Below are 19,759 nucleotides of genomic sequence, written 5' to 3'. Positions count from 1 at the left end.
GAGCACGGTGGCCCTGTTGAACATCCGCCCGGCCACCGTGGCCGACGCCGGCCTGATCCTGCATTTCATCCGTGAGCTGGCGATCTACGAGAAGGCCGAGCATTCGGTGCAGACCGATGAGATCGGCATCGCCGAGAGCCTGTTCGGTGCAGATGCCACGGCGCGCGCGCTGATCTGCGAAGCCGACGGCGAGGCCATCGGCTACGCCGTGTATTTCTACAACTATTCGACTTGGCTGGGCCGCAAGGGCATCTACCTGGAAGACCTGTATGTCAGCCAGGAAAAGCGCGGCGCAGGCGCTGGCAAGGCGCTGCTGAAGTACATCGCGCGCCAGGCCGTGGCCGAGGGTTGCGGCCGCTTCGAATGGTCGGTGCTGGATTGGAACACCCCGGCCATCGAGTTCTACACCGCCGTTGGCGCCACGCCGCAGGACGAGTGGACCGTGTACCGGTTGCAGGGCCAGGCGCTGCACGATTTCGCCAACGGCTGAAGCGAAGTGCATCCACGCATGGCGTGGATCTACCAACCGGGTGGGTGCGAACCGCAACCCGGTGGGTGCGAACCTTGGTTCGGACTCCCTGCGCACCCCAAAAAAAAGCCACGCCAATCACTGGCGTGGCCTTGCTGCATGCGTGGGAGGCTGATCCTGCCTCCATCCATCGTCCCTGCTATGGCCTTCCATTCTCCAGCAGCTGAATGACACCTGCGTGACATTCACTGCGGACAAACGGCGCATTGCTAGCCTGTGCCGCCCCGTCCTGGAAGCTCTGCATGACCACCCCGCGCTGGCGCCTGATCCTCAATGGCAAATCCGCAGGCAACGATGAGCTGCGCGACGCCGTCGGCCATTGGCGCGGGCAGGGCGTGCAGCTGGACGTGCGGGTGACCTGGGAGGACGGCGACGCCGAGCGCTACGTAGCCGAGGCCATCGATCATGGCGTGGACGTGATCGTGGCCGCCGGTGGCGATGGCACGCTCAGCGCGGTTGCAGAAACGCTGGCGCATCGCGAGGAACCGGCGGATGCGCTGCCATCACTGGCACTGATTCCGATGGGGACCGCCAACGATTTCGCCACCTCGGCCGGTATCCCGGCCGCGCCGAAGGAGGCCTTCGCATTGATCTCGCAGGCGGCGCCGCGTGCCGTCGACCTGTTGCGTGTAGACGCCGATGGCACGCCCTGGTGGTGTGCCAATCTTGCCAGCGGGGGCTTCGGCACGCAGGTGACGGTGGAGACCGATGCCGGCTTGAAGAAGATGCTGGGCGGGCTGGCCTACGTGATTACCGGCATTGCAAAGCTGGGGCGGATCGAGCCGATCAATGCGCGGCTGTCGGGCCCGGATTTCGCGTGGCAAGGCGACTTCATCGCACTCGGTATCGGCAATGGCCGCCAGGCCGGTGGTGGCCAGCAGTTGTGCCCACAGGCACTGATCGATGACGGGCAGCTGGACGTGACGGTGCTTCCGGAGCTGGAAGGTGAAGTCACCGCCACGCTTGGCCAGATGCTGAAGTCCGGTACCCAGGCCGCGCTGGAACAGCTGGCGACGCGCGCGCGCCTGCCGTGGCTGCAGGTGGAATCCGAGCGCCCGTTGACGCTCAACCTGGACGGCGAGCCCGTGCAGGCCCGTCACTTCCGCGTCGAGTGCGTGCCGGGCAGGGTGAGGATGCATCTGCCGGCCGACTGCCCGTTGCTGGCTGGGCAGGGGTAGAGCCGACCGATAGGGGCGAAGGGTAGAGTCGACTGTCAGTCGACTTGCGCGCGTAGCGCGGGGGGTTTTACGCCGTCGGGACGAAGAGCAGTCGACTAACAGTCGACTCTACCGGTTCCCGCGCCGGTCGCCGCCACAGGTCCCCGCCATCGGCCCCGTGCTTGTCGTGGTTCAGTTTCACAGGGTTCCCCTCCCGTCCAAGCTGCGATACAGTCAAGGGGTGTCCAGCCTGACGACCCCGCATACCCTTTCTTCCGCACGCCGTTGGTGGCGATGGTGGCCCGTTGCCGTCGTCCGCCCCCATAACGCTGTGTCCCGGAAGGAAAGTCGTCTTGAACTCGCACGCTCAGTTTCAGCTGCAGGCCGCTGAAGGCCATACCCATATTCCCGTCGTCCGTGAAGTGCTGTCCGACCTGGACACGCCGCTTTCGGTCTATCTGAAGCTCGCCGACGGCCCCAATACCTACCTGTTTGAATCCGTCGAAGGCGGCGAGCGCTTTGGTCGTTACTCGATCATCGGCCTGCCGGCGCGCCGCGTGTATGCCTTCCATGGCCACACGCTGACCGTGCGCGAAGACGGCCAGGTGGTGGACACCCGCGAGGTGGCCGACCCGTTCGCCGAAGTCGAGGCGCTGCGCAGCGCCCACTCGGTGCCGAAGCTGGAAGGCCTGCCGGGCTTCACCGGTGGCCTGGTCGGCTGGTTCGGCTTCGAGTGCATCGGCTACATCGAGCCGCGCCTGGCCCCGCCGGCCGGCCGCGATGAACTGGGTACCCCGGACATCCTGCTGCTCGATTCCAACGAACTGGCGGTGTTCGACAACCTCAAGGGCCGGCTGTACCTGATCGTGCATGCCGACCCGCGCGTCGACGGCGCCTTCGAGCAGGCGCAGGCGCGCCTGGATGCGTTGACCGCGAAGCTGCGTGCACCGGGCGCCGGCTACCCGGCGCCGCTCAACAGCGACGTGCTGGACGAGTCCGATTTCGTTTCCGGTTTCACCCGCGAAGGCTTCGTCGATGCGGTCCAGCGCAGCAAGGAGTACATCCGCGCCGGTGACATCTTCCAGGTGGTGCTCAGCCAGCGCCTGAGCGTGCCGTTCAAGGCGCGCCCGGTGGATGTGTACCGCGCGCTGCGTGCACTGAATCCGTCGCCGTACATGTATTTCCTGGATGTCGGCGACCTGCAGGTAGTCGGTTCCTCACCGGAAATCCTGGTGCGCCTGCAGGATGGCGAAGTCACCGTGCGCCCGATCGCCGGTACCCGCCCGCGCGGTGCCACCGTTGAGCAGGACCTGGCGCTGGAAGCCGAATTGCTGGCCGATCCGAAGGAACGCGCCGAGCACCTGATGCTGATCGACCTCGGCCGCAACGATGCCGGTCGCGTGTCCAAGGCGGGCACCGTGGAAGTGGGCGAGCAGTTCGTGATCGAGCGCTACAGCCACGTCATGCACATCGTCAGCGAAGTGACCGGGCAGCTGCAGGCGGGCCTGAGCTATGCCGACGTGCTGCGCGCCACGTTCCCGGCCGGCACGGTCAGCGGCGCGCCGAAGATCCGCGCGCTGGAAGTGATCCGCGAGCTGGAACCGATCAAGCGCAATGTCTACGCCGGCAGCATCGGCTACATCGGCTGGCACGGCGATGCCGATACCGCGATCGCGATCCGCACCGCAGTGATCAAGGATGGCCGCCTGTACGTGCAGGCCGGTGCCGGCATCGTCTACGACTCGGACCCGGACAAGGAATGGGACGAGACGATGAACAAGGGCCGCGCGCTGTTCCGCGCCGTCGCCCAGGCCGCCAAGGGCCTGTGATGCTCCCCGTGCCGTGGCCTGCGCCGCGGCACCTTCCGCTGTTCCCATTCAAGACAAGGAGTACCGCATGAAGCTGCTGAGCGCATTGCTGTGGTCGTCACTGCTGGCCACGATGGCCCCGTCTGCGTGGGCGCAGGCCAACACCATTCCCTCGCAGCCGCACCTGCTGGTGAAGGGCGAGGCGCGCCGCGAGGTGATGCCTGACCGGTTCGGCCTGCAGTTGAACATCGAAGAGACCGACATGGACGCCGATGCGGCGCGGCGCCGCGTGCAGGACAACGTTGCCCGCGCGCTGGCGCTGTTCAAGCAGAACAAGGCGGTGGAGGGCAGCGTGCGTGCGGACAACCTGCGGATCGGCCCGGCGACGCGCTATGAGCAGAACCGGCAGGTCTTCATCGGCACCCGCGTGTCGCGCCAGCTGCGTGCCAGCTTCGCCAGCGTGAAGGCGATGCAGGACGTGCTGGGTGCGCTGAAGGCCAACGAGAACGTGCAGGTCAGCAGCGTGGCCCCGACCTATTCGGGCGAAGTGGTGCTGCGACGCGAACTCAAGGGCGAGGCAGCGGCCAAGACCCGCGAGTCCGCGCAGGGCCTGGCCAAGGCCTATGGAACAAAAGTGCGTGGCCTGTACAGCATCTCCGATGTGGCGCCGGACTTCGCCTACGGCATCCAGGCCGGGCAATGGCCGCAGCCGGGCGAGGATGGTGAGTATCTGGACAGGATCTCGGTGACCGGCAGCTATGCACCGGCCTCGGCACCTGCGCCCGGTGCACCGGAGTCCATTGAAGCCGGCCCCATCACCTACACCGAAAACGTATACGCCATTTTCCTGATAAGCGACGGAACCTGACCATGTTGTGGATGATCGACAACTACGACAGCTTCACCTACAACCTCGTGCAGTACCTGCAGACGCTGGGCGCCGAGGTGAAGGTGGTGCGCAATGATGCGATGAGCGTGGACGAGATCGCCGCGCAGAAGCCCGAGCGCATCGTCATTTCGCCCGGCCCGTGCACGCCCAATGAAGCGGGCGTGTCGCTGGAACTCATCCAGCGCCTGGGCCCGACCACGCCGATCCTCGGCGTGTGCCTGGGCCACCAGGGCATCGGCCAGGTCTACGGCGGCACCGTGATCCGTGCTGGCAACATCATGCACGGCAAGACCTCGCCGATCCGCCATGAAGGCAAGGGCGTGTTCGCCGGCCTGCCGGACCGTTACCAGGCCACCCGCTACCACTCGCTGGTGGTGGACAAGAACAGCCTGCCCGAGGTGCTGGAAGTGACCGCCTGGACCGAGAACGACGACGGCTCGATCGAAGAGATCATGGGCCTGCGCCACCGCCAGTTCCCGGTGGAGGGCGTGCAGTTCCACCCCGAGTCCATCCTCACCGAACACGGCCACGCCCTACTGCGCAATTTCCTGCAGCGTCCGGCGGCCTGATCCAAGGAGCATTCCCATGAGCTTCTCCCCCCAGGAAGCCCTGCAACGCACCATCGAGCACCGCGAAATCTTCTTCGACGAAATGGTCGACCTGATGCGGCAGATCATGCGCGGCGACGTGTCGCCGATGATGACCGCCGCCATCCTCACCGGCCTGCGCGTGAAGAAGGAAACCATCGACGAGATCGCTGCCGCGGCCACGGTCATGCGCGAGTTCGCGCTGGCGGTGCCGGTGGCCGACAGCACCCACCTGGTCGACATCGTCGGCACCGGTGGCGATGGCTCGCATACCTTCAACATCTCCACCTGCGCGATGTTCGTCGCGGCCGCGGCCGGTGCGCGCGTGGCCAAGCACGGCAACCGCAGCGTGTCGTCCAAATCTGGCAGCGCCGATGCGGTGGAAGCACTGGGTGCGGCCATCGAGCTGCAGCCGGCGCAGGTGGCCGCTGCGATCGAACAGACCGGCATCGGCTTCATGTTCGCGCCGATCCATCATCCGTCGATGAAGGTGGTCGCGCCGGTCCGCCGCGAGATGGGCGTGCGCACCATCTTCAACATCCTCGGCCCGCTGACCAACCCGGCCAGCGCCCCGTCGGTGCTGATGGGCGTGTTCCATCCCGATCTGGTGGGTATCCAGGCGCGCGTGCTGCGCGAGCTGGGCACCGAGCGCGCCATGGTGGTCTGGGGCCGCGACAACATGGATGAGATCTCGCTGGGCGCCGGCACCCTGGTGGGCGAGCTGCGCGACGGCAAGGTGCGCGAGTACGAGATCCACCCGGAAGACTTCGGCATCGCCATGTCGGCCAGCCGCAACCTGCGCGTGGACAGCCCGGAGCAGTCCATCCAGATGCTGCGTGCGGTGCTGGACAACACCCCGGGCCCGGCACTGGACATCGTGGCGCTGAACGCCGGCGCCGCCCTGTACGTGGCCGGCGTGGCCAGCGACATCGGCGACGGCCTGGCCCGCGCCCGTGCCGCCATCGCCAATGGCAGCGCCCGCCAGCGCCTGCAGCAGTATGTTGAGACCACCCGCGCGCTGGTTGCCTGAGCGCGCGGTTCAGCCTGACCCCGTCGATGGCCGATAATGGCCGTCCTCACCGCCCCCGCACCGAACCGAAGACGATGAGCGACATCCTGCAGACGATCCTGGCCCGCAAGGCCGAAGAAGTGGCCCAGCGCCGCGCCCAGCGCCCGCTCGAGGAGCTGCAGGCCGCCGTGGCCAGCGCCCCGCCGGTACGTGGCTTCGTGCGCGCGTTGCAGGCGGCGGTGGCCAACGGCGACCCCGCGGTGATTGCCGAAGTGAAGAAGGCCAGCCCCTCCAAGGGCGTCATCCGCCCGGATTTCCGCCCGGCCGACATCGCGGTCAGCTACGAATTCGGGGGTGCCAGCTGCCTGTCGGTGCTGACCGACGTGGACTTCTTCCAGGGGGCCGACGCCTACCTTCAGCAGGCGCGCGAGGCGTGCACGCTGCCGGTGCTGCGCAAGGACTTCGTGATCGATGCCTACCAGGTGTACGAGGCACGCGTGCTGGGCGCCGACTGCATCCTGTTGATCGTGGCTGCGCTGGACGACACCCAGCTGGCCACGCTGTCCGAACTGGCGCTGTCGCTGGGCATGGACGTGCTGGTGGAAGTGCACGACATCGATGAGCTGGAGCGCGCGCTGCAGGTGCCGGCGCCGATGATCGGCATCAACAACCGCAACCTGCGCACGTTCGAGGTGTCGCTGCAGACTACGCTGGACATGCAGAAGGCGGTGCCGCGTGACCGCCTGCTGGTGACCGAAAGCGGCATCCTCGGGCCGCAGGACGTGGCGCTGATGCGCGATGCCGGCATCCATGCCTTCCTGGTCGGCGAGGCCTTCATGCGCGTGGAAGAGCCGGGCGAGGGCCTGCGTCAGCTATTCTTCGCGGCATGACAACGCACTATCCGACGCCGCGCGAGGATGCGCCGCTGGTGGTCTTCGACTTCGACCACACCCTCTACGACGGCGATTCAGGCACCCACCTGTTCGCCTCGCTGATCAAGCGCAACCCGTTGCGCATGCTGGCGGCGCTGCTGGTCACGCCGATCGCCGGGCCGATGGTGGCGATGCTGCCGACCCGTCGCGCGGGCATCTCGGTCTATGTGTGGATCGGCAGCTTCGGCCTGCACCGTGCGCGTGACTTCAACAAGGTCATCGACGCCTACGTGCTGCGCAACCAGGCGCAGATGCGCGCCAAGCTGCTGCCGCAGGCGCTGGAGGTGTTCGCCGCGCACCGCGCCAAGGGCGACCGCGTGGTGGTGGCCACCGGCGCGCCGCCGGAGTTGGCGCGGGCGATCCTGGCCTTCGTGGCCCACCAGGATGTGCCAGTGATCGGTACCGAAGTCGGTCCGCGGCTGGGCGGCGTTGGCCCGACCCGCCACTGCCACAACGAAGAGAAGATGCGCATGCTGCGCGAGCGCGGCTATGGCGATATCGATATCGCGTATTCCGACAGCACCGCCGATCTGCCGCTGCTGCTGGCGGCCAAGGCGCCGGTGGTGGTGAACCCGAAGCCGGGCCGGGTGGACTTCTTCCGCCGCGTGCTGCCGGCTGGCACCCGCATCCTCAACTGGGGTTGCGTGGACCGCGGCGGCGACAAGGCGTAACCCGGGGTCAGATCCCCGTAGGGGCTCTGACCCCATCGCAGGATGACGGATCTGCCGGCCAGCGGCCGGCACTACCCGCCTCCGTTCCGGCAGTGCCGGCCGCTGGCCGGCAAACGCTCAGCGCCCCAGGTGCCCGTACACCGCGTGGCCGATCTGGAACAGGCTGATGCCCAGTACCAGCACGCCGACGGCCACCAGTACCCAGCGCTCCTTCAGGCGCTTCACCAGCAGAGCGGCCACCGGAGCGGCCATCATGCCGCCGATCAGCAGGCCGGCCACGATCTGCAGGTGATGCAGTCCCATCGACAGCAGGAACGTTGCTGAAACCGTCAGGGTGACCACGAACTCGGCCGCGTTCACCGTGCCGATGGTGGTGCGCGCCTGGCCGCCGCGGGCCAGCAGGGTGGAGGTGGCCACCGGCCCCCAGCCGCCGCCGCCGCTGGCATCCAGGAAGCCAGCCACGAAGCCCAGCACGGGCACCCGCTTGACCTCCCCCTTGGGCATCAGGCGGCCGGCGGCGCGGGCCAGGATGATGATCGCCAGCACCAGCAGGTAGAGATAGATGAGCGGGCGGATCACCTCGCCGGGCAGCTGGGTCAGGCCGTAGGCACCCACGGCGCCACCCACCGCGCCGGGCAGCGCGAGGCGCAGGAACAAGCGCTTATCGACATTGCCGGCGACCAGATGCGACACGCCGGAGGCGCCCGTGGTGAACACTTCCGCGGTATGGATGGCGGCGCTGGCCTGTGCGGGTGGAATGCCCATGGCCAGCATCACCGACGACGACACCAGGCCGAACGCCATGCCCAAGGCGCCGTCCACCAGCTGTGCGCCGAGGCCGATGAGGATGAACCACCAGAATGCGCTGCTCAGTTCCATGAACCGAGCCTAGCGCGCGAAGAGGTGCGGACCAAGGTCCGCACCCACCGGGTGCTCAACGGTCAACGGGTGCCGTACAGCACCACGGTCTTGCCGCGGGCATGCAGCAGGCCGTCGGTCTGCAGCTTCTTCAGCACGCGGCCGGCCATTTCGCGCGAGCAGCCGACCAGGCGTGCCAGTTCCTGGCGCGAGACGCGCAGCTGGCTGCCCTGCGGATGGCTCATGGCTTCCGGCTCCTGCGCCAGGTCGTGCAGGGTGCGCACGATCCGATCGGTAACGTCCAGGAATGCCAGGCGGCTGGCCTTGCGGCTGGTATCGAGCAGGCGCTTGGAAATCTGCTGGCCCAGCGCATACAGCAGGCGCGGGGCATCGGCCGACAGCGGGCCGAGGAACAGCTGATGCAGGCGCTCGTAGCTGATTTCAGCCAGCTCGCAGGCGGTACGGGTCCGCAGGATCACCTCGCGGCGGTCCGATTCGACGAACAGGCCCATCTCGCCGACGAACTCGCCGGCACCGAAGTAGCCCAGCACAAGCTCGCGATCGTCATCTTCCTCGGCCATGATCGAAACCGAGCCGCTGATGACGTAATACAGGGTTCCCGCCGGGTCACCGGGTCGGAAGACGTCGGTACGGGTGGGATATCGCCGCCTGTGGCTGTGCGCCAGGAAACGATCGATGGTGGCGATATCCAGGGCCAGTGGACTGCTAGCTAGGCGCACGGTTGACACGATAGGGGCGCTCCCTCTGCGCATGAACGGATTCACGGGGTCGATAGCGGAGCTTAACCAGCGCAATTGTTAAGGGCAAACAGTGTGCCAGAACTCTTGCGTCTTCACGTTCCCCCCGAGGGCAGTTTGCCCCATAATTCCTCCTTTCCCTTCTTACACAGGAATCGACCGCCGTGGTCAAGCCGTTGCCTCGCCTGAGGCTGCAGGGTTTCAACAACCTCACCAAGGCGCTGAGCTTCAACATCTATGACGTGTGTTACGCGCGCACCGAAGAGGAGCGTCAGCGTTACATTGAATACATCGATGAAGAGTACAACGCCGACAGGCTGACTCAAATCTTGACCGATGTCGCCGAGATCATCGGCGCCAACATCCTGAACGTGGCCCGCCAGGACTACGACCCGCAGGGTGCCTCGGTGACCATCCTGATCTCCGAAGAACCGGTGATCGACAAGAAGCAGGCCGGCAAGGAGCTGATCTCCGACGCCGTGGTCGCGCACATGGACAAGAGCCACATCACTGTCCATACCTACCCGGAAACCCATCCGCAGGAAGGTATCGCGACGTTCCGCGCGGACATCGACGTGGCCACCTGTGGCGTCATTTCGCCGCTGAAGGCCCTGAACTACCTGATCGAGAGCCTGGAATCGGACATCGTGATCATGGACTACCGTGTCCGTGGCTTCACCCGCGATGTGAAGGGCAAGAAGCATTACATCGATCACAAGATCAACTCGATCCAGAACTTCCTGGCCAAGAACATCAAGTCGCGTTACGAGATGTTCGACGTCAACGTCTACCAGGAAAACATCTTCCACACGAAGATGCACCTGAAGGACTTCGACCTGGACCAGTACCTGTTCGAGGAAAAGGCCAAGAACCTGTCGTTCAAGGAACGCATGAAGATCGAAGCGCTGCTCAAGCGCGAGATCGAAGAGCTGTTCCACGGCCGGAACCTGTCCGAGTAAGCCCCATGCGCGATGCCTGCAGGCATCGCCGCCCAGGCGGGACGCCCCGCCCCGTGGAACTGGTGTCGCGCAAACGATATGGTTCCACGGTGATGTACCGACCCACGGCCCGGTGTGAAAACACCGGGCCGTTTCGTTTTTCTCAAAAAAGGTAAGGAGCCCCCACCCATGCCCTGGATCTACCTGCTGCTGGCCGGCCTGTTCGAGATCGGTTTCGCCCTCGGAATGAAGTACTCCGAAGGCTTCAGTAAACCCCTGCCCACCGTTGCCACGGTGGTATCTGCCCTGATCAGCCTGTACCTGATGAGCCAGGCGATGAAGAGCATCCCGGTCGGCACCGCCTATGCGATCTGGACCGGCATCGGTGCCATGGGCGTGGCCGTGCTCGGCATCTACCTGTTCAACGACAGTGCGTCGCCGGCCCGCCTGGCCTGCGTGGGCTTGATCGTGGCCGGTGTGATCGGCCTGAAGCTGGTCTCGCCGAACTGATCGGTAGTGCCGGCCGCTGGCCGGCAACCTCCTGATCTTCCGCGGAGCCTGCGTGGTTGCCGGCCAGCGGCCGGCACTACCGGGCGGTCACAGCCGACCCCGTGTCGCGGCTACAGCCGGTAGGCGATGGTCTTCATCACTTTGGAGGCCAGCGCCATTGCGCCTGGGATCGGGAATGGCAGGCGGCGTGCACCGGCCTGTTCGGCGTGCTCCGCATGGCGGGCCTCGTCTTCCTTCATCACCTGGATGACGGCGCGGCTGCGCAGGTCGCCGGCCGGCAGATCGACCAGGTGCTCGTCCAGGTGGGCTTCCACCTGGCGTTCGGTCTCGACCACGAAGCCCAGGTTCCAGCCGTCGCCACGCAGGCCGGCGAGGGTGCCGATGGTGTAGCTGCCGGCATACCACAGCGGGTTGAACAGGCTGGGACGGCTGTCCAGCTCGCCCAGCCGGGTCGCGCACCAGGCCAGGTGGTCGGTTTCTTCCTGGGCCGCTTCCAGCAGGTGTTCACGCGTGGCCGGATCGCGGGCCACGGCCGCCTGGCCGAAATAGAGGCCCTGTGCGCAGACCTCGCCGACGTGGTTGATCCGCATCAGGCCGGCCGCGTGGCGGCGCTCGGCGCTGTCCATGCCCGGCTCATCGGTGTCTGCTGCCGGGTAGGGGCGGGCCGCCGGAGGGTTGCCGAACACCGTGTCCAGGGCGCGCTGCGCCTCGGTCAGCAGGTGGTCCAGCGGTGTGGTCTGGCGGAGCACGGTCATGGCGGTACGCGGTGGGGCGGAAGACCCCTCGATTCTCGCCCGGCTCCGGCCCCCTGCCAACCCGGGGCAGGGCCAGCTTGCACCGGGGGCTTGACCTGCGTACAATCCCGCCTCTTACGCTTCACCTTTCACAACGCGTGGCAGAGTTCCGGCGAGTCGTTCGCCGCAATGAGCCCGACCTAACCTAGAGTTCTTCATGAGCACTTTCACTGCCAAGAACGAGACCGTCCAGCGCGACTGGTACCTCGTCGACGCCGAGGGCAAGACCCTGGGCCGTCTCGCCACCGAGCTGGCCCGCCGTCTGCGTGGCAAGCACAAGCCGGTCTACACCCCCCACGTTGATACCGGCGACTACCTGGTCGTCATCAATGCAGAAAAGATTGCCGTCACCGGCAAGAAGCTGCAGGACAAGATGTATCACCGTTTCACCGGTTACATCGGCAACCTGAAGACCGAGTCCCTGGCCCAGGCGCTGGAGCGCCACCCGGAGCGCGTGATCGAGATCGCCGTCAAGGGCATGCTGCCGAAGGGCCCGCTGGGTCGCCAGATGTACCGCAAGCTCAAGGTCTACGCCGGCACTGAGCATCCGCACGCCGCACAGCAGCCGCAGGTTCTGGATATCTAATCATGGCTATCACTCAAAACTACGGCACTGGCCGCCGCAAGTCCTCCACCGCTCGCGTGTTCCTGCGCAAGGGTTCGGGCAACATCACCGTCAACGGTCGTCCGCTGGACGAGTTCTTCGGTCGTGAGACCGCGCGCATGATCGTGCGCCAGCCGCTCGAGCTGACCAAGAACACCGAAAGCTTCGACATCCTGGTCACCGCCGCTGGCGGCGGCACCACCGGCCAGGCCGGTGCGATCCGTCTGGGCATCGCCCGTGCTCTGGTCGAGTATGACGAAACCCTGAAGTCCGAGCTGCGCAAGGCCGGCTTCATGACCCGTGACGCCCGTGAAGTCGAGCGTAAGAAGGTCGGTCTGCACAAGGCCCGCCGCGCCACCCAGTTCTCCAAGCGCTGATTTACCGCGCCTGGTTGGGCTCCTTCGGGGGCCCGCTGGTTGGAAAAGCAAAAGCCCGGCTTCGGCCGGGCTTTTGTCGTTCTGGGGTGGGGCATTTCCGGATTGCCGGCCAGCGGCCGGCACTACCCGGGGCGTCGCATGTCATCAGGATGGGATCGTGCAGAAAAGGATCCGACCCCGGGCCCCTCTCTGGAGGAGAGCCCTCTTGATGTTCAAGGGGGTGCGCCGACAGGCGCGGGGATCAGGTGGGATGCGTGACCAAGCAAAAAAGAAAAAAGCCTGATCTTTCGATCAGGCTTTTTTCTTTTTTGTTTGGCTGCCCCGGATGGATTCGAACCACCGAATGCCTGAGTCAGAGTCAGGTGCCTTACCGCTTGGCGACGGGGCAAAACGTGCAACGATTTTCTCACTTTTCACGCTGAAAAACAACTTGATTTTCAGTGTGGTGGCTATGGGTGGACTCGAACCACCGACCCCAGCATTATGAGTGCTGTGCTCTAACCGGCTGAGCTACATAGCCTTGGTGAGCCCGCTATTCTGCGGATGTGTATCGACCCTGTCAACACTTTTGTGTCGTGCTTGTGGGCCGACAGAGGGCATGGGATAGTCCCGACCAGTAGATTTTCTTAGGAGTCCGCATCGTGATCGATCCGGACGGCTATCGACCGAACGTCGGCATCGTGCTGATGCGGCAGGACGGCCAGGTGTTCTGGGCACGACGTGTGCGCCGGGACGGCTGGCAGTTCCCGCAGGGTGGCATGAATACCGACGAGACGCCTGTCGAGGCCATGTATCGTGAACTGCAGGAAGAGACCGGCCTGCTGCCTGAGCACGTGGAAGTGCTCGGGGCCACGCCCGGCTGGCTGCGCTACAAGCTGCCGGCGCGGGCCATCCGCCGCAATGAGCGGCAGGTCTGCATCGGCCAGAAGCAGGTCTGGTTCCTGCTGCGCCTGACCGGCGACGAATCGCATGTGCAGCTGGACCATACCGACTCGCCCGAGTTCGACCACTGGCGCTGGGTGGACTTCTGGTACCCGGTGGAGCACGTGGTGATGTTCAAGCGTGGCGTCTATGCGCGCGCTCTGCGACATCTGGCGCCGTTGGCGCGTGGGGTGGCCGGGCAGGGCGTCACCGCCATGCCCAAGAGCGCCGCGGAGGCCTGGATGCCGGGCCACGCGGCCGGCCACGACAGGCCCCGCAAGCGCACGCCCAAGCGCGGGGGGTACTGGCCGCGCAAGGCCAAGGGTGAGCCGGGGGCGGTTTGATGGGGACGCCGCGCAGACCGCGGGCCGATCCGTCACAACGCGTCCCCGCCGGGTATTTCCAGCAGGCCCTGGCTGTCCGGCTGGCCGGCCTGCCCTGGATGGCAATGGGCGTGGTGGTGCTTGGCGGCAGCGCAACGATCCCGCTTGGGCTGGGCCTGGTCCTCACTCTGGCCAACTGTGCCGGTGCCCTGTATCTGGCGGACTACCTGCTGCGCCTCAGGGCGGCAGGCGGTGGCCCGCACTGGTTGATCATCTTCTTCAGTACGCCGGTGCTGGCCCTGTTGTATTCCATTGCACTCTGAACCGTATCGAGAATGGTTCAGGTCTCTGATTGACAACCATTCTCGTTTCCATTGGAATAGCCAACAGGCCACTCTTGGCCTGTCAGCCCGGTTCACGCCTGTGTACGTCTGCATCTGCAACGGAGTCACCGACCACCAGATCCGCGAAGCCGCCAGCAATGGCGTCAGCACGGTGGCCGAACTGACCATGCGTACCGGTTGTGGCGCCACCTGCGGTTCCTGCCTGGACATGGCCGGCGACCTGCTGGCCAAGGCACGTGCGACCCACGACCTGCCGCTGCCGGTATTGGGCCTGGCCCAGGTCGCCTGAGCATCCTGTTCGCGGCGCGTTGACGCCGCGCTTTCGCATCCTTCACGTGCGGCCGCGCAGGCCAATGCGCACGATTCGCGTTCCTTCACGACCGCACGCAAGGCGTTAAAGTGCCTGCGTTTTCAGCGTGCAGGAGCACCCCCATGAAGGGCGACACCAAGGTCATCGAATTCCTCAACAAGGTCCTCTACAACGAGCTGACCGCGATCAACCAGTACTTCCTGCACGCCAAGATGCTGAAGAACTGGGGCATCAAGGAACTGGCCGAACACGAGTACAAGGAATCGATCGACGAGATGAAGCATGCCGACATGCTTGCCGACCGCATCCTGTTCCTCGAAGGCCTGCCGAACTTCCAGGCGCTGGGCAAGCTGCGCATCGGCGAGAACCCGACCGAGATCCTGCAGTGCGACCTGTCGCTGGAACGCGATGGCGTGGTCACCCTGCGCGAGGCCGTGGCCTATTCCGATTCGGTTGGCGACTATGTCAGCCGCCAGCTGTTCGTGAAGATCCTCGACTCGGAAGAAGAGCACATCGACTGGCTGGAAACCCAGCTCGACCTGATCGAGCGCATCGGCGAGCCGAAGTACCTGCTGAGCAAGCTGGAAGAGTGAGTCAGCCGCCCTGGCCGGCGCGATGCTGTGCCAGGTAGCCCGTCAGTGCAACGCGCGCCCGGGCGAATTCCGCAACCAGCAGCGCCACCGCCACCGCGGGGCGCTGCAGGCTGCCACTACGCGCTTCGTGTTCGATCCGCTGCGCGATCGCCGACAGCGACAACGCCCCCACGTTCGCGCTCGATGATTTCAGGCTGTGCGCAACAGCCTGCATGCGCGGTTCATCGCCGTTCTGCGCGGCCAGTTGCAACTGCTGCACCATGACCGGCGCATCTTCAAGAAAGACCGTAACGATCTGGGTGGCAGCGTCGCCGATCACCGCGTGCAGTTCATCCAGCACAGTGCGGTCGAGCACCGGTTTCGGTGTCGCTGGACTCTCCGTGCCTTGCAGCACCGGGCCATGCCCGGCGGATGGAGCGCGACTGCCATTGGATGTCGGCACGGCATGGCTTGGCTCCACAGAAGGCCGTGCCGGTGATGCAGCGTTACCGCCACCCCAACGCTGCAGCAGCGCATGCAGCGTGGCGCGCGCGATCGGCTTGGACAGGTAATCGTCCATACCGGCCTGCAGGCAGCGTTCGCGGTCGCCAGCCATGGCATTGGCCGTCATCGCGATGATCGGCAGTCGCGCACGCCCGGTTTCCGCTTCTTCGGCACGCCAGTGGCGCGTGGCGGTGTAGCCGTCCAGCACCGGCATCTGGCAATCCATCAGCACGATGTCCACGCCGCCTTGGCGGAGGGCGGCCAGTGCCTGCTCGCCATCGGCGGCGTTGCGCACTTCGCACTGGAACACCCGCAGCAGCTGCTCGGCCACCATCCGGTTGACCGTATTGTCTTCCACCAGCAGCACGCGCAGATGCAGCGGCGGCAGCGTGGCAGCCGGTTGCTCGTCGTCCGCGCTGACCAGCAGCGCAGCGGGGCGGGCAGGGGCGGCCGGTACAGCCAGCAGTGCATGCAGGGCCGCATCGTCGAAGTGCGAGGGCAGCTGGCGCTGACGCGGGCGTTGCGGAAGCGCTTCATCCTGCAGCCACAGCACCTGCAGTGCATCGTCGTCACCGCGTTCACCCAGTGCCAGCTGCAACGTGGCCTCACCGTTGCGGCGTGCGCGGGCATCGACCAGCAACCATGCCGGCGCCGGTTGCCCGGGCCGCGCGGGAGCGCGCAGGCGCTCGACCACGGCATCCAGCTGCGCCAGCACCTGCACCTGCAGCCCATGGTGGGCGGCGATGCGCTCGATGCGTGCCTGCAACGTTGCGTCGGCACTGAACAGCAGCAGCGGTGCCGGTGTGCGCGCCATCGCCGGCAGGTCGCCAGGGACTTTCAGCAGCGGGATCTCGAACCAGAACGTAGCACCCTGGCCCGGCGTGGACTGCACGCCGATCTGCCCGTGCATCAGGTCGATGATGCGCTTGCAGATGGCCAGACCCAGGCCGGTGCCGCCGTAGATGCGGGTGGTGGATGCGTCGGCCTGGCTGAAGGACTGGAACAGGCGCGCCTGCAGCGTGTCATCGATGCCGATGCCGGTATCGATGATCTCGAAACGCAGCTGGTGCTGCGCGGCACCTTCGCCCAGCCGCAGCACGCGCAGCTGCACCTGGCCGCGGGCGGTGAACTTGATGGCGTTGGCCAGCAGGTTGCTCAGCACCTGGCGCAGGCGCACCGGGTCGCCGCGCACCGGCAGGCGCACCGATGGATCCAGTTGCAGGCCCAGGGCCAGGCCCTTGGAGTCGGCGGCCCGCTGCATCAGCTGCACCACGCCATCGAGCAGATCGCGCAGGTTGAAGCTGGTGATTTCCAGTTCCAGCGCCTGTGCTTCCAGCCGGGAGTAGTCGAGGATGTCGTCGACGATGCGCAGCAGCTGCTGCGAGCTGGCCGAGGCGGTGGCCAGCATCTGCCGCTGGTCCTCGCCCAGTGGCCCGCGCGCGATCAGTTCCAGCATCGGCAGGATGCCGTTGAGCGGGGTGCGGATCTCGTGGCTCATCGTGGCCAGGAACTCGCCCTTGGCCAGCACGGCCGCCTCGGCGGCCTGCTTGGCCTGCAGCAGCTGTTGTTCCAGCTGGCCCTGGCGCTCGGTGGTACGGCGCAACTGGTCGCGTTCGGCGGACAGTGTGCTGTGCGTGCGCTGCAGCTGCGCCAGCGCATGGTTGCGCGCGCGCAGCCGCAGGCCCAACACCATCAGCGCGATGGCGGCCGCGGCAAGGGCAACCAGCAGCACGCCCCACAGCGGCACGTCAGAGCACCGCGTTGTGGAAGTCGAAGTTCAGGTCGCTGCCGGCCGACTGCACCATGTTGCCCTGGATGTAGTCGACGCCGCCGACCCACATCGCCGCTGCAGCCTGCGGATCCTCGATCTGCTGGCCGATGATCTGCAGCCCGGCGGCATGGGCCTGTTCGATCGCCTTGCGCAGTTCCTCGCGCGCCGCCGGATTGGAATGGCTGCTGGAGAAGCGCGCAGCCATGCGCACGAATGACAGCGGCAGCTGGGTCAGCAGTGCATCGGCCTCGCCGCTGGGTTCGAACTGGCTCAGGCAGAAGCGCACCCCGGCACCGGCCATGCGCTGGCAGAACTGCTGCAGCGGGACGGTGTGGATCAGTGCGTCGGGCAGGCGGACGTCGATCACCAGCGCACTGCCGGGCAGGTCGCGCTGCTGCAGCGATTCCAGCAGCCAGTCGGCGAAGGCATCGCGCTGCAGAGTGCGCAGCGACTGCGAGACGAACAGGTTCAGCGGCTGCGTCGCGTGCCGGTACAGATCCAGCAGGCCCAGCGCATGGTCCATCACCTGCTGGTCGAGGTCGGCGATGCGGCCAGCCGCTTCGGCGGCCGGAATCACCTGGCCGGCCGCCAGTACCGTGCCGTCGGCCTGGCGCAGGCGCAGCAGCAGCTGGTACTGCGCGGTGTTGCCACCGGCAACGGCGACGATCGGCTGGTAGGCCAGTTCCAGCTGGCCTTCCAGCAGCGCCAGGTGTTCCTGTTCGGTGACCGCCTGGCGGTGCACATGGCCGGCCACGCCGGCACTGAGCAGGCGTGCCTGCAGGGTGGTGCGCTCGACGGCTTCCAGCGCACTGTTGGCATCCTCGAAGCCCGGTGACAGCGGTGCATAGCCGACCACGCCGCGCAGGTGCACGGATTCGTCGTCGCGGATCACGAAGGCGCGTGCCGACAGCTGCTCGCGCAGGGTGGCGGCGATGCCCTCGAGGGCGTCCTCGTCGGTGTTGCGGGCCAGCAGCAGGAAGCTGTTGTCGTTTAGGCGTGCCAGCAGGTGCGGATGGCCGGCTTCGGCCAGGCGCTGCCCGGCCTGCACCATCAGCCGTTCAAACGCGGCATAGCCATAGCGTTCGCGCAGTCCCAGCGCGCTGGCCACTTCGATGAAGAGCACGCCGCCCTGATCGCGGTGGGCGAGAGCGGTGTTGAGCTGCTGCAGCACGTGGTGGCGCGTCGGCAGGCCGGTTTCCGGATTGCTGGTGGCCGGTGCGCCGGAGGCGCCGGGCAGGGTCGCGGCCTGGGCACGTGCGCGGCGGATGCGGTTGGCCACCGCCGCGATCAGGTGGCGTGGCCGGATCGGCTTGCTCAGGTAGTCGTCGGCGCCGCTGTCGAGCACTTCGAACTGGCGCTCCGGATCCGGATCGCCGCTGAGGAACACGATCGGCAGCAGCTGCAGGCCGGGCTGCTGGCGGATCAGCGCGGTCAGGCGCATGCCGTCCAGCCCGGGCAGGTGCAGGTCCATCAGGATCAGGTCGGGGCGGTGTTCCTTGATCGCCTGCAGCGCAGCGTCGGCATCGCTGTGCACGATCGCCTGCATGCCGGCGCCGTGCAGCACGCTCTGCGCGAACAGGGCCTGCGCACGATCATCTTCAACGATCAGCACGCGGTAGGGTGAGTCCGATGGCGGTGGGGCCAGGTCGTTGTTGCCGGCTTCGGCCAGTGCGATCGGGCCGGGCAGCGGCGGCGGCGCGTTGCTGGCCAGCGCAGGCGCAGGCGCAGCGGCCGCGACCGGCGATGGCGTCGCAACCATCGGTGCAGCCGCGACGGGGGCTGCCGCCTCGGTGGTCCAGCGTTGCCAATGATCGGCCGGAGGGGTTTCAGCGCGTCCCGGGCGGGCGCCCGCGGGGGATTCGTTTGCGGCCATCGGTGCTCCTGGTGTTCGCGTCCATTATGCGACAAGCCCGGCGCTCAGCCGGTACCGGTGTGCCCCGGCGGTGCTGCCGATGCACCGCGCGCCAGCCAGCGCACGCCCTTCCATAGTGCGCGCCAGACCAGCCACACCAGCAGTGCGCCCGCCAGGCTGCAGGCCAGCACCACGATCAGGGCGATCCACGGGTGAGCCAGCGCCAGTGCCAGTCCACCGATCACCACGGTGTCTTCGGCCGCAGAGGCGACCCAGTTGCTGGCCGGCTCCGGCGAGGTGTTGAGCAGGGCGCGGGTACCGGCCTTCAGGCCATGGCTGGCCAGGGCGACGCCGGCACCGGCAGCAAGCGCACCGGTGCCCAGCTGGCCATCCGGCGACAGCGTGGCTGCCGCGAGGAATGCGCCGGCGGGTACACGCGCGAGCGTCTGTACCAGGTCCCAGACCGAGTCCACGCCGGGGATCTTGTCGGCGAAAAACTCGGCGACGGCCAGCGCCGCCGACGTGCCCAGCACCCACCAGGATTCGGTGGCCTGCAGGGCGGGCGGCAGGTCGACCCAGCCGAGCAGGCCGGCCAGGCCGACGCCGAACACGGTGAGGTAGACGCGGATGCCGGCCAGCCAGGCCAGCAGGATGCCGATCACGAACAGGTGGGCTTCGGTCATGGCGGTGCTCCGGCGACGGAACTGTGCAGGGGGCCACACTATCGACGATGGCGTGCCT

22 protein-coding genes and 2 tRNA genes are annotated in these 19,759 nt (G+C 66.6%); 16 read left to right on the top strand and 8 right to left on the bottom strand.

Annotated features, from left to right (window positions below; all coding sequences use genetic code 11):
- The first annotated feature begins 7 nt into the window (after window positions 1-7).
- From EGM71_RS19025 to EGM71_RS18990, 8 genes are all read left to right on the top strand, one after another.
- The gene (locus tag EGM71_RS19025) at window positions 8-490 is read left to right on the top strand and encodes a GNAT family N-acetyltransferase (protein WP_188489911.1); all 483 of its coding nucleotides are present in this window, start codon (window positions 8-10) and stop codon (window positions 488-490) included.
- 281 nt (window positions 491-771) lie between these two features.
- The gene (gene yegS, locus EGM71_RS19020) at window positions 772-1,707 is read left to right on the top strand and encodes a lipid kinase YegS (protein WP_188486396.1); all 936 of its coding nucleotides are present in this window, start codon (window positions 772-774) and stop codon (window positions 1,705-1,707) included.
- Between the two features lie 332 nt (window positions 1,708-2,039).
- On the top strand, window positions 2,040-3,515 hold the full coding sequence (gene trpE, locus EGM71_RS19015) for an anthranilate synthase component I (RefSeq protein WP_188486394.1): 1,476 nt from the start codon (window positions 2,040-2,042) through the stop codon (window positions 3,513-3,515).
- Between the two features lie 67 nt (window positions 3,516-3,582).
- Window positions 3,583-4,362 (top strand): SIMPL domain-containing protein, encoded by a 780-nt coding sequence (locus EGM71_RS19010; protein ID WP_188486392.1) that lies wholly within the window; start codon window positions 3,583-3,585, stop codon window positions 4,360-4,362.
- 2 nt (window positions 4,363-4,364) lie between these two features.
- Window positions 4,365-4,952: an anthranilate synthase component II gene (locus EGM71_RS19005; protein WP_125895885.1), complete on the top strand. Its 588-nt coding sequence runs from the start codon at window positions 4,365-4,367 to the stop codon at window positions 4,950-4,952.
- Window positions 4,953-4,968: 16 nt separating this feature from the next.
- On the top strand, window positions 4,969-6,000 hold the full coding sequence (gene trpD / locus EGM71_RS19000) for an anthranilate phosphoribosyltransferase (protein ID WP_188486390.1): 1,032 nt from the start codon (window positions 4,969-4,971) through the stop codon (window positions 5,998-6,000).
- A 74-nt stretch (window positions 6,001-6,074) separates the two neighbouring features.
- Window positions 6,075-6,869, top strand: coding sequence for an indole-3-glycerol phosphate synthase TrpC (gene trpC / locus EGM71_RS18995; RefSeq protein ID WP_106550927.1), 795 nt, complete (start codon window positions 6,075-6,077; stop codon window positions 6,867-6,869).
- Window positions 6,866-7,582, top strand: coding sequence for a haloacid dehalogenase-like hydrolase (locus EGM71_RS18990; RefSeq protein ID WP_075676001.1), 717 nt, complete (start codon window positions 6,866-6,868; stop codon window positions 7,580-7,582). Before trpC ends, EGM71_RS18990 begins: the two co-directional genes overlap by 4 nt.
- Window positions 7,583-7,699: 117 nt before the next feature.
- On the opposite strand, the gene EGM71_RS18985 is transcribed toward EGM71_RS18990, so the two are convergent.
- Window positions 7,700-8,461, bottom strand: a complete 762-nt coding sequence (locus EGM71_RS18985; protein ID WP_188486388.1) for a sulfite exporter TauE/SafE family protein — start codon at window positions 8,459-8,461, stop codon at window positions 7,700-7,702.
- A 62-nt stretch (window positions 8,462-8,523) separates the two neighbouring features.
- Window positions 8,524-9,213, bottom strand: a complete 690-nt coding sequence (gene crp, locus EGM71_RS18980) for a cAMP-activated global transcriptional regulator CRP (protein ID WP_010482649.1) — start codon at window positions 9,211-9,213, stop codon at window positions 8,524-8,526.
- Between the two features lie 149 nt (window positions 9,214-9,362).
- Between crp and speD the strand changes: the two genes are divergently transcribed.
- On the top strand, window positions 9,363-10,157 hold the full coding sequence (speD, locus tag EGM71_RS18975) for an adenosylmethionine decarboxylase (protein ID WP_006473908.1): 795 nt from the start codon (window positions 9,363-9,365) through the stop codon (window positions 10,155-10,157).
- Between the two features lie 168 nt (window positions 10,158-10,325).
- Window positions 10,326-10,646, top strand: coding sequence for a DMT family transporter (locus tag EGM71_RS18970; RefSeq protein ID WP_005419816.1), 321 nt, complete (start codon window positions 10,326-10,328; stop codon window positions 10,644-10,646).
- Window positions 10,647-10,756: 110 nt separating this feature from the next.
- On the opposite strand, the gene coq7 is transcribed toward EGM71_RS18970, so the two are convergent.
- A complete protein-coding gene (gene coq7 / locus EGM71_RS18965; protein ID WP_188486386.1) occupies window positions 10,757-11,401 on the bottom strand; it encodes a 2-polyprenyl-3-methyl-6-methoxy-1,4-benzoquinone monooxygenase in 645 nt (214 codons plus the stop codon).
- A 196-nt stretch (window positions 11,402-11,597) separates the two neighbouring features.
- Between coq7 and rplM the strand changes: the two genes are divergently transcribed.
- Both rplM and rpsI read left to right on the top strand, forming a co-directional pair.
- Window positions 11,598-12,026, top strand: coding sequence for a 50S ribosomal protein L13 (rplM, locus tag EGM71_RS18960; protein WP_005414692.1), 429 nt, complete (start codon window positions 11,598-11,600; stop codon window positions 12,024-12,026).
- A gap of 2 nt (window positions 12,027-12,028) precedes the next feature.
- Window positions 12,029-12,421, top strand: a complete 393-nt coding sequence (rpsI, locus tag EGM71_RS18955) for a 30S ribosomal protein S9 (protein ID WP_005411311.1) — start codon at window positions 12,029-12,031, stop codon at window positions 12,419-12,421.
- Between the two features lie 313 nt (window positions 12,422-12,734).
- Here the strand turns inward: rpsI and EGM71_RS18950 are convergent.
- Window positions 12,735-12,809, bottom strand: a tRNA-Gln gene (locus tag EGM71_RS18950).
- 55 nt (window positions 12,810-12,864) lie between these two features.
- A tRNA-Met gene (locus EGM71_RS18945) sits at window positions 12,865-12,941 on the bottom strand.
- Between the two features lie 121 nt (window positions 12,942-13,062).
- Between EGM71_RS18945 and EGM71_RS18940 the strand changes: the two genes are divergently transcribed.
- The 4 genes from EGM71_RS18940 to bfr all read left to right on the top strand — a co-directional run bounded on the left by EGM71_RS18940 (window position 13,063) and on the right by bfr (window position 14,912).
- Entirely contained in the window at window positions 13,063-13,686 is a 624-nt protein-coding gene (locus tag EGM71_RS18940) for an RNA pyrophosphohydrolase (RefSeq protein WP_010482644.1), read from the top strand.
- A complete protein-coding gene (locus EGM71_RS18935) occupies window positions 13,686-13,988 on the top strand; it encodes a hypothetical protein (protein ID WP_223224502.1) in 303 nt (100 codons plus the stop codon). Before EGM71_RS18940 ends, EGM71_RS18935 begins: the two co-directional genes overlap by 1 nt.
- Before the next feature lie 100 nt (window positions 13,989-14,088).
- Window positions 14,089-14,298, top strand: a complete 210-nt coding sequence (locus EGM71_RS18930; protein ID WP_019336609.1) for a (2Fe-2S)-binding protein — start codon at window positions 14,089-14,091, stop codon at window positions 14,296-14,298.
- A gap of 143 nt (window positions 14,299-14,441) precedes the next feature.
- Window positions 14,442-14,912 (top strand): bacterioferritin, encoded by a 471-nt coding sequence (gene bfr, locus EGM71_RS18925; RefSeq protein WP_005419804.1) that lies wholly within the window; start codon window positions 14,442-14,444, stop codon window positions 14,910-14,912.
- 1 nt (window position 14,913) lies between these two features.
- Here bfr and EGM71_RS18920 read toward each other — a convergent pair whose 3' ends face one another.
- The 3 genes from EGM71_RS18920 to EGM71_RS18910 are packed head-to-tail and all read right to left on the bottom strand — an operon-like array spanning window position 14,914 to window position 19,701.
- A complete protein-coding gene (locus EGM71_RS18920) occupies window positions 14,914-17,142 on the bottom strand; it encodes a hybrid sensor histidine kinase/response regulator (protein WP_188486384.1) in 2,229 nt (742 codons plus the stop codon).
- Between the two features lies 1 nt (window position 17,143).
- Window positions 17,144-19,039, bottom strand: coding sequence for an EAL domain-containing protein (locus EGM71_RS18915; protein ID WP_188486382.1), 1,896 nt, complete (start codon window positions 19,037-19,039; stop codon window positions 17,144-17,146).
- Between the two features lie 44 nt (window positions 19,040-19,083).
- Window positions 19,084-19,701, bottom strand: a complete 618-nt coding sequence (locus tag EGM71_RS18910; RefSeq protein ID WP_005419792.1) for a DUF4126 domain-containing protein — start codon at window positions 19,699-19,701, stop codon at window positions 19,084-19,086.
- Between the last annotated feature and the right edge of the window lie 58 nt (window positions 19,702-19,759).

It is taken from the genome of Stenotrophomonas maltophilia (assembly GCF_006970445.1).
Taxonomy (GTDB): domain Bacteria; phylum Pseudomonadota; class Gammaproteobacteria; order Xanthomonadales; family Xanthomonadaceae; genus Stenotrophomonas; species Stenotrophomonas maltophilia_AU.
This window is presented reverse-complemented; position numbering and strand designations above follow the sequence as displayed.

Excerpts from the sequence above, each read along its gene's own strand:
- bfr (WP_005419804.1), top strand. The coding sequence starts at position 14,442 with ATGAAGGGCGACACCAAGGTCATCGAATTCCTCAACAAGGTCCTCTAC.
- EGM71_RS19010 (WP_188486392.1), top strand. The coding sequence starts at position 3,583 with ATGAAGCTGCTGAGCGCATTGCTGTGGTCGTCACTGCTGGCCACGATG.
- yegS (WP_188486396.1), top strand. The coding sequence starts at position 772 with ATGACCACCCCGCGCTGGCGCCTGATCCTCAATGGCAAATCCGCAGGC.
- crp (WP_010482649.1), bottom strand. The coding sequence starts at position 9,213 with ATGCGCAGAGGGAGCGCCCCTATCGTGTCAACCGTGCGCCTAGCTAGC.
- trpD (WP_188486390.1), top strand. The coding sequence starts at position 4,969 with ATGAGCTTCTCCCCCCAGGAAGCCCTGCAACGCACCATCGAGCACCGC.
- EGM71_RS18970 (WP_005419816.1), top strand. The coding sequence starts at position 10,326 with ATGCCCTGGATCTACCTGCTGCTGGCCGGCCTGTTCGAGATCGGTTTC.
- EGM71_RS18990 (WP_075676001.1), top strand. The coding sequence starts at position 6,866 with ATGACAACGCACTATCCGACGCCGCGCGAGGATGCGCCGCTGGTGGTC.
- rpsI (WP_005411311.1), top strand. The coding sequence starts at position 12,029 with ATGGCTATCACTCAAAACTACGGCACTGGCCGCCGCAAGTCCTCCACC.
- EGM71_RS18935 (WP_223224502.1), top strand. The coding sequence starts at position 13,686 with ATGGGGACGCCGCGCAGACCGCGGGCCGATCCGTCACAACGCGTCCCC.
- rplM (WP_005414692.1), top strand. The coding sequence starts at position 11,598 with ATGAGCACTTTCACTGCCAAGAACGAGACCGTCCAGCGCGACTGGTAC.
- EGM71_RS18915 (WP_188486382.1), bottom strand. The coding sequence starts at position 19,039 with ATGGCCGCAAACGAATCCCCCGCGGGCGCCCGCCCGGGACGCGCTGAA.
- coq7 (WP_188486386.1), bottom strand. The coding sequence starts at position 11,401 with ATGACCGTGCTCCGCCAGACCACACCGCTGGACCACCTGCTGACCGAG.
- EGM71_RS18910 (WP_005419792.1), bottom strand. The coding sequence starts at position 19,701 with ATGACCGAAGCCCACCTGTTCGTGATCGGCATCCTGCTGGCCTGGCTG.
- trpC (WP_106550927.1), top strand. The coding sequence starts at position 6,075 with ATGAGCGACATCCTGCAGACGATCCTGGCCCGCAAGGCCGAAGAAGTG.
- EGM71_RS19005 (WP_125895885.1), top strand. The coding sequence starts at position 4,365 with ATGTTGTGGATGATCGACAACTACGACAGCTTCACCTACAACCTCGTG.
- EGM71_RS18985 (WP_188486388.1), bottom strand. The coding sequence starts at position 8,461 with ATGGAACTGAGCAGCGCATTCTGGTGGTTCATCCTCATCGGCCTCGGC.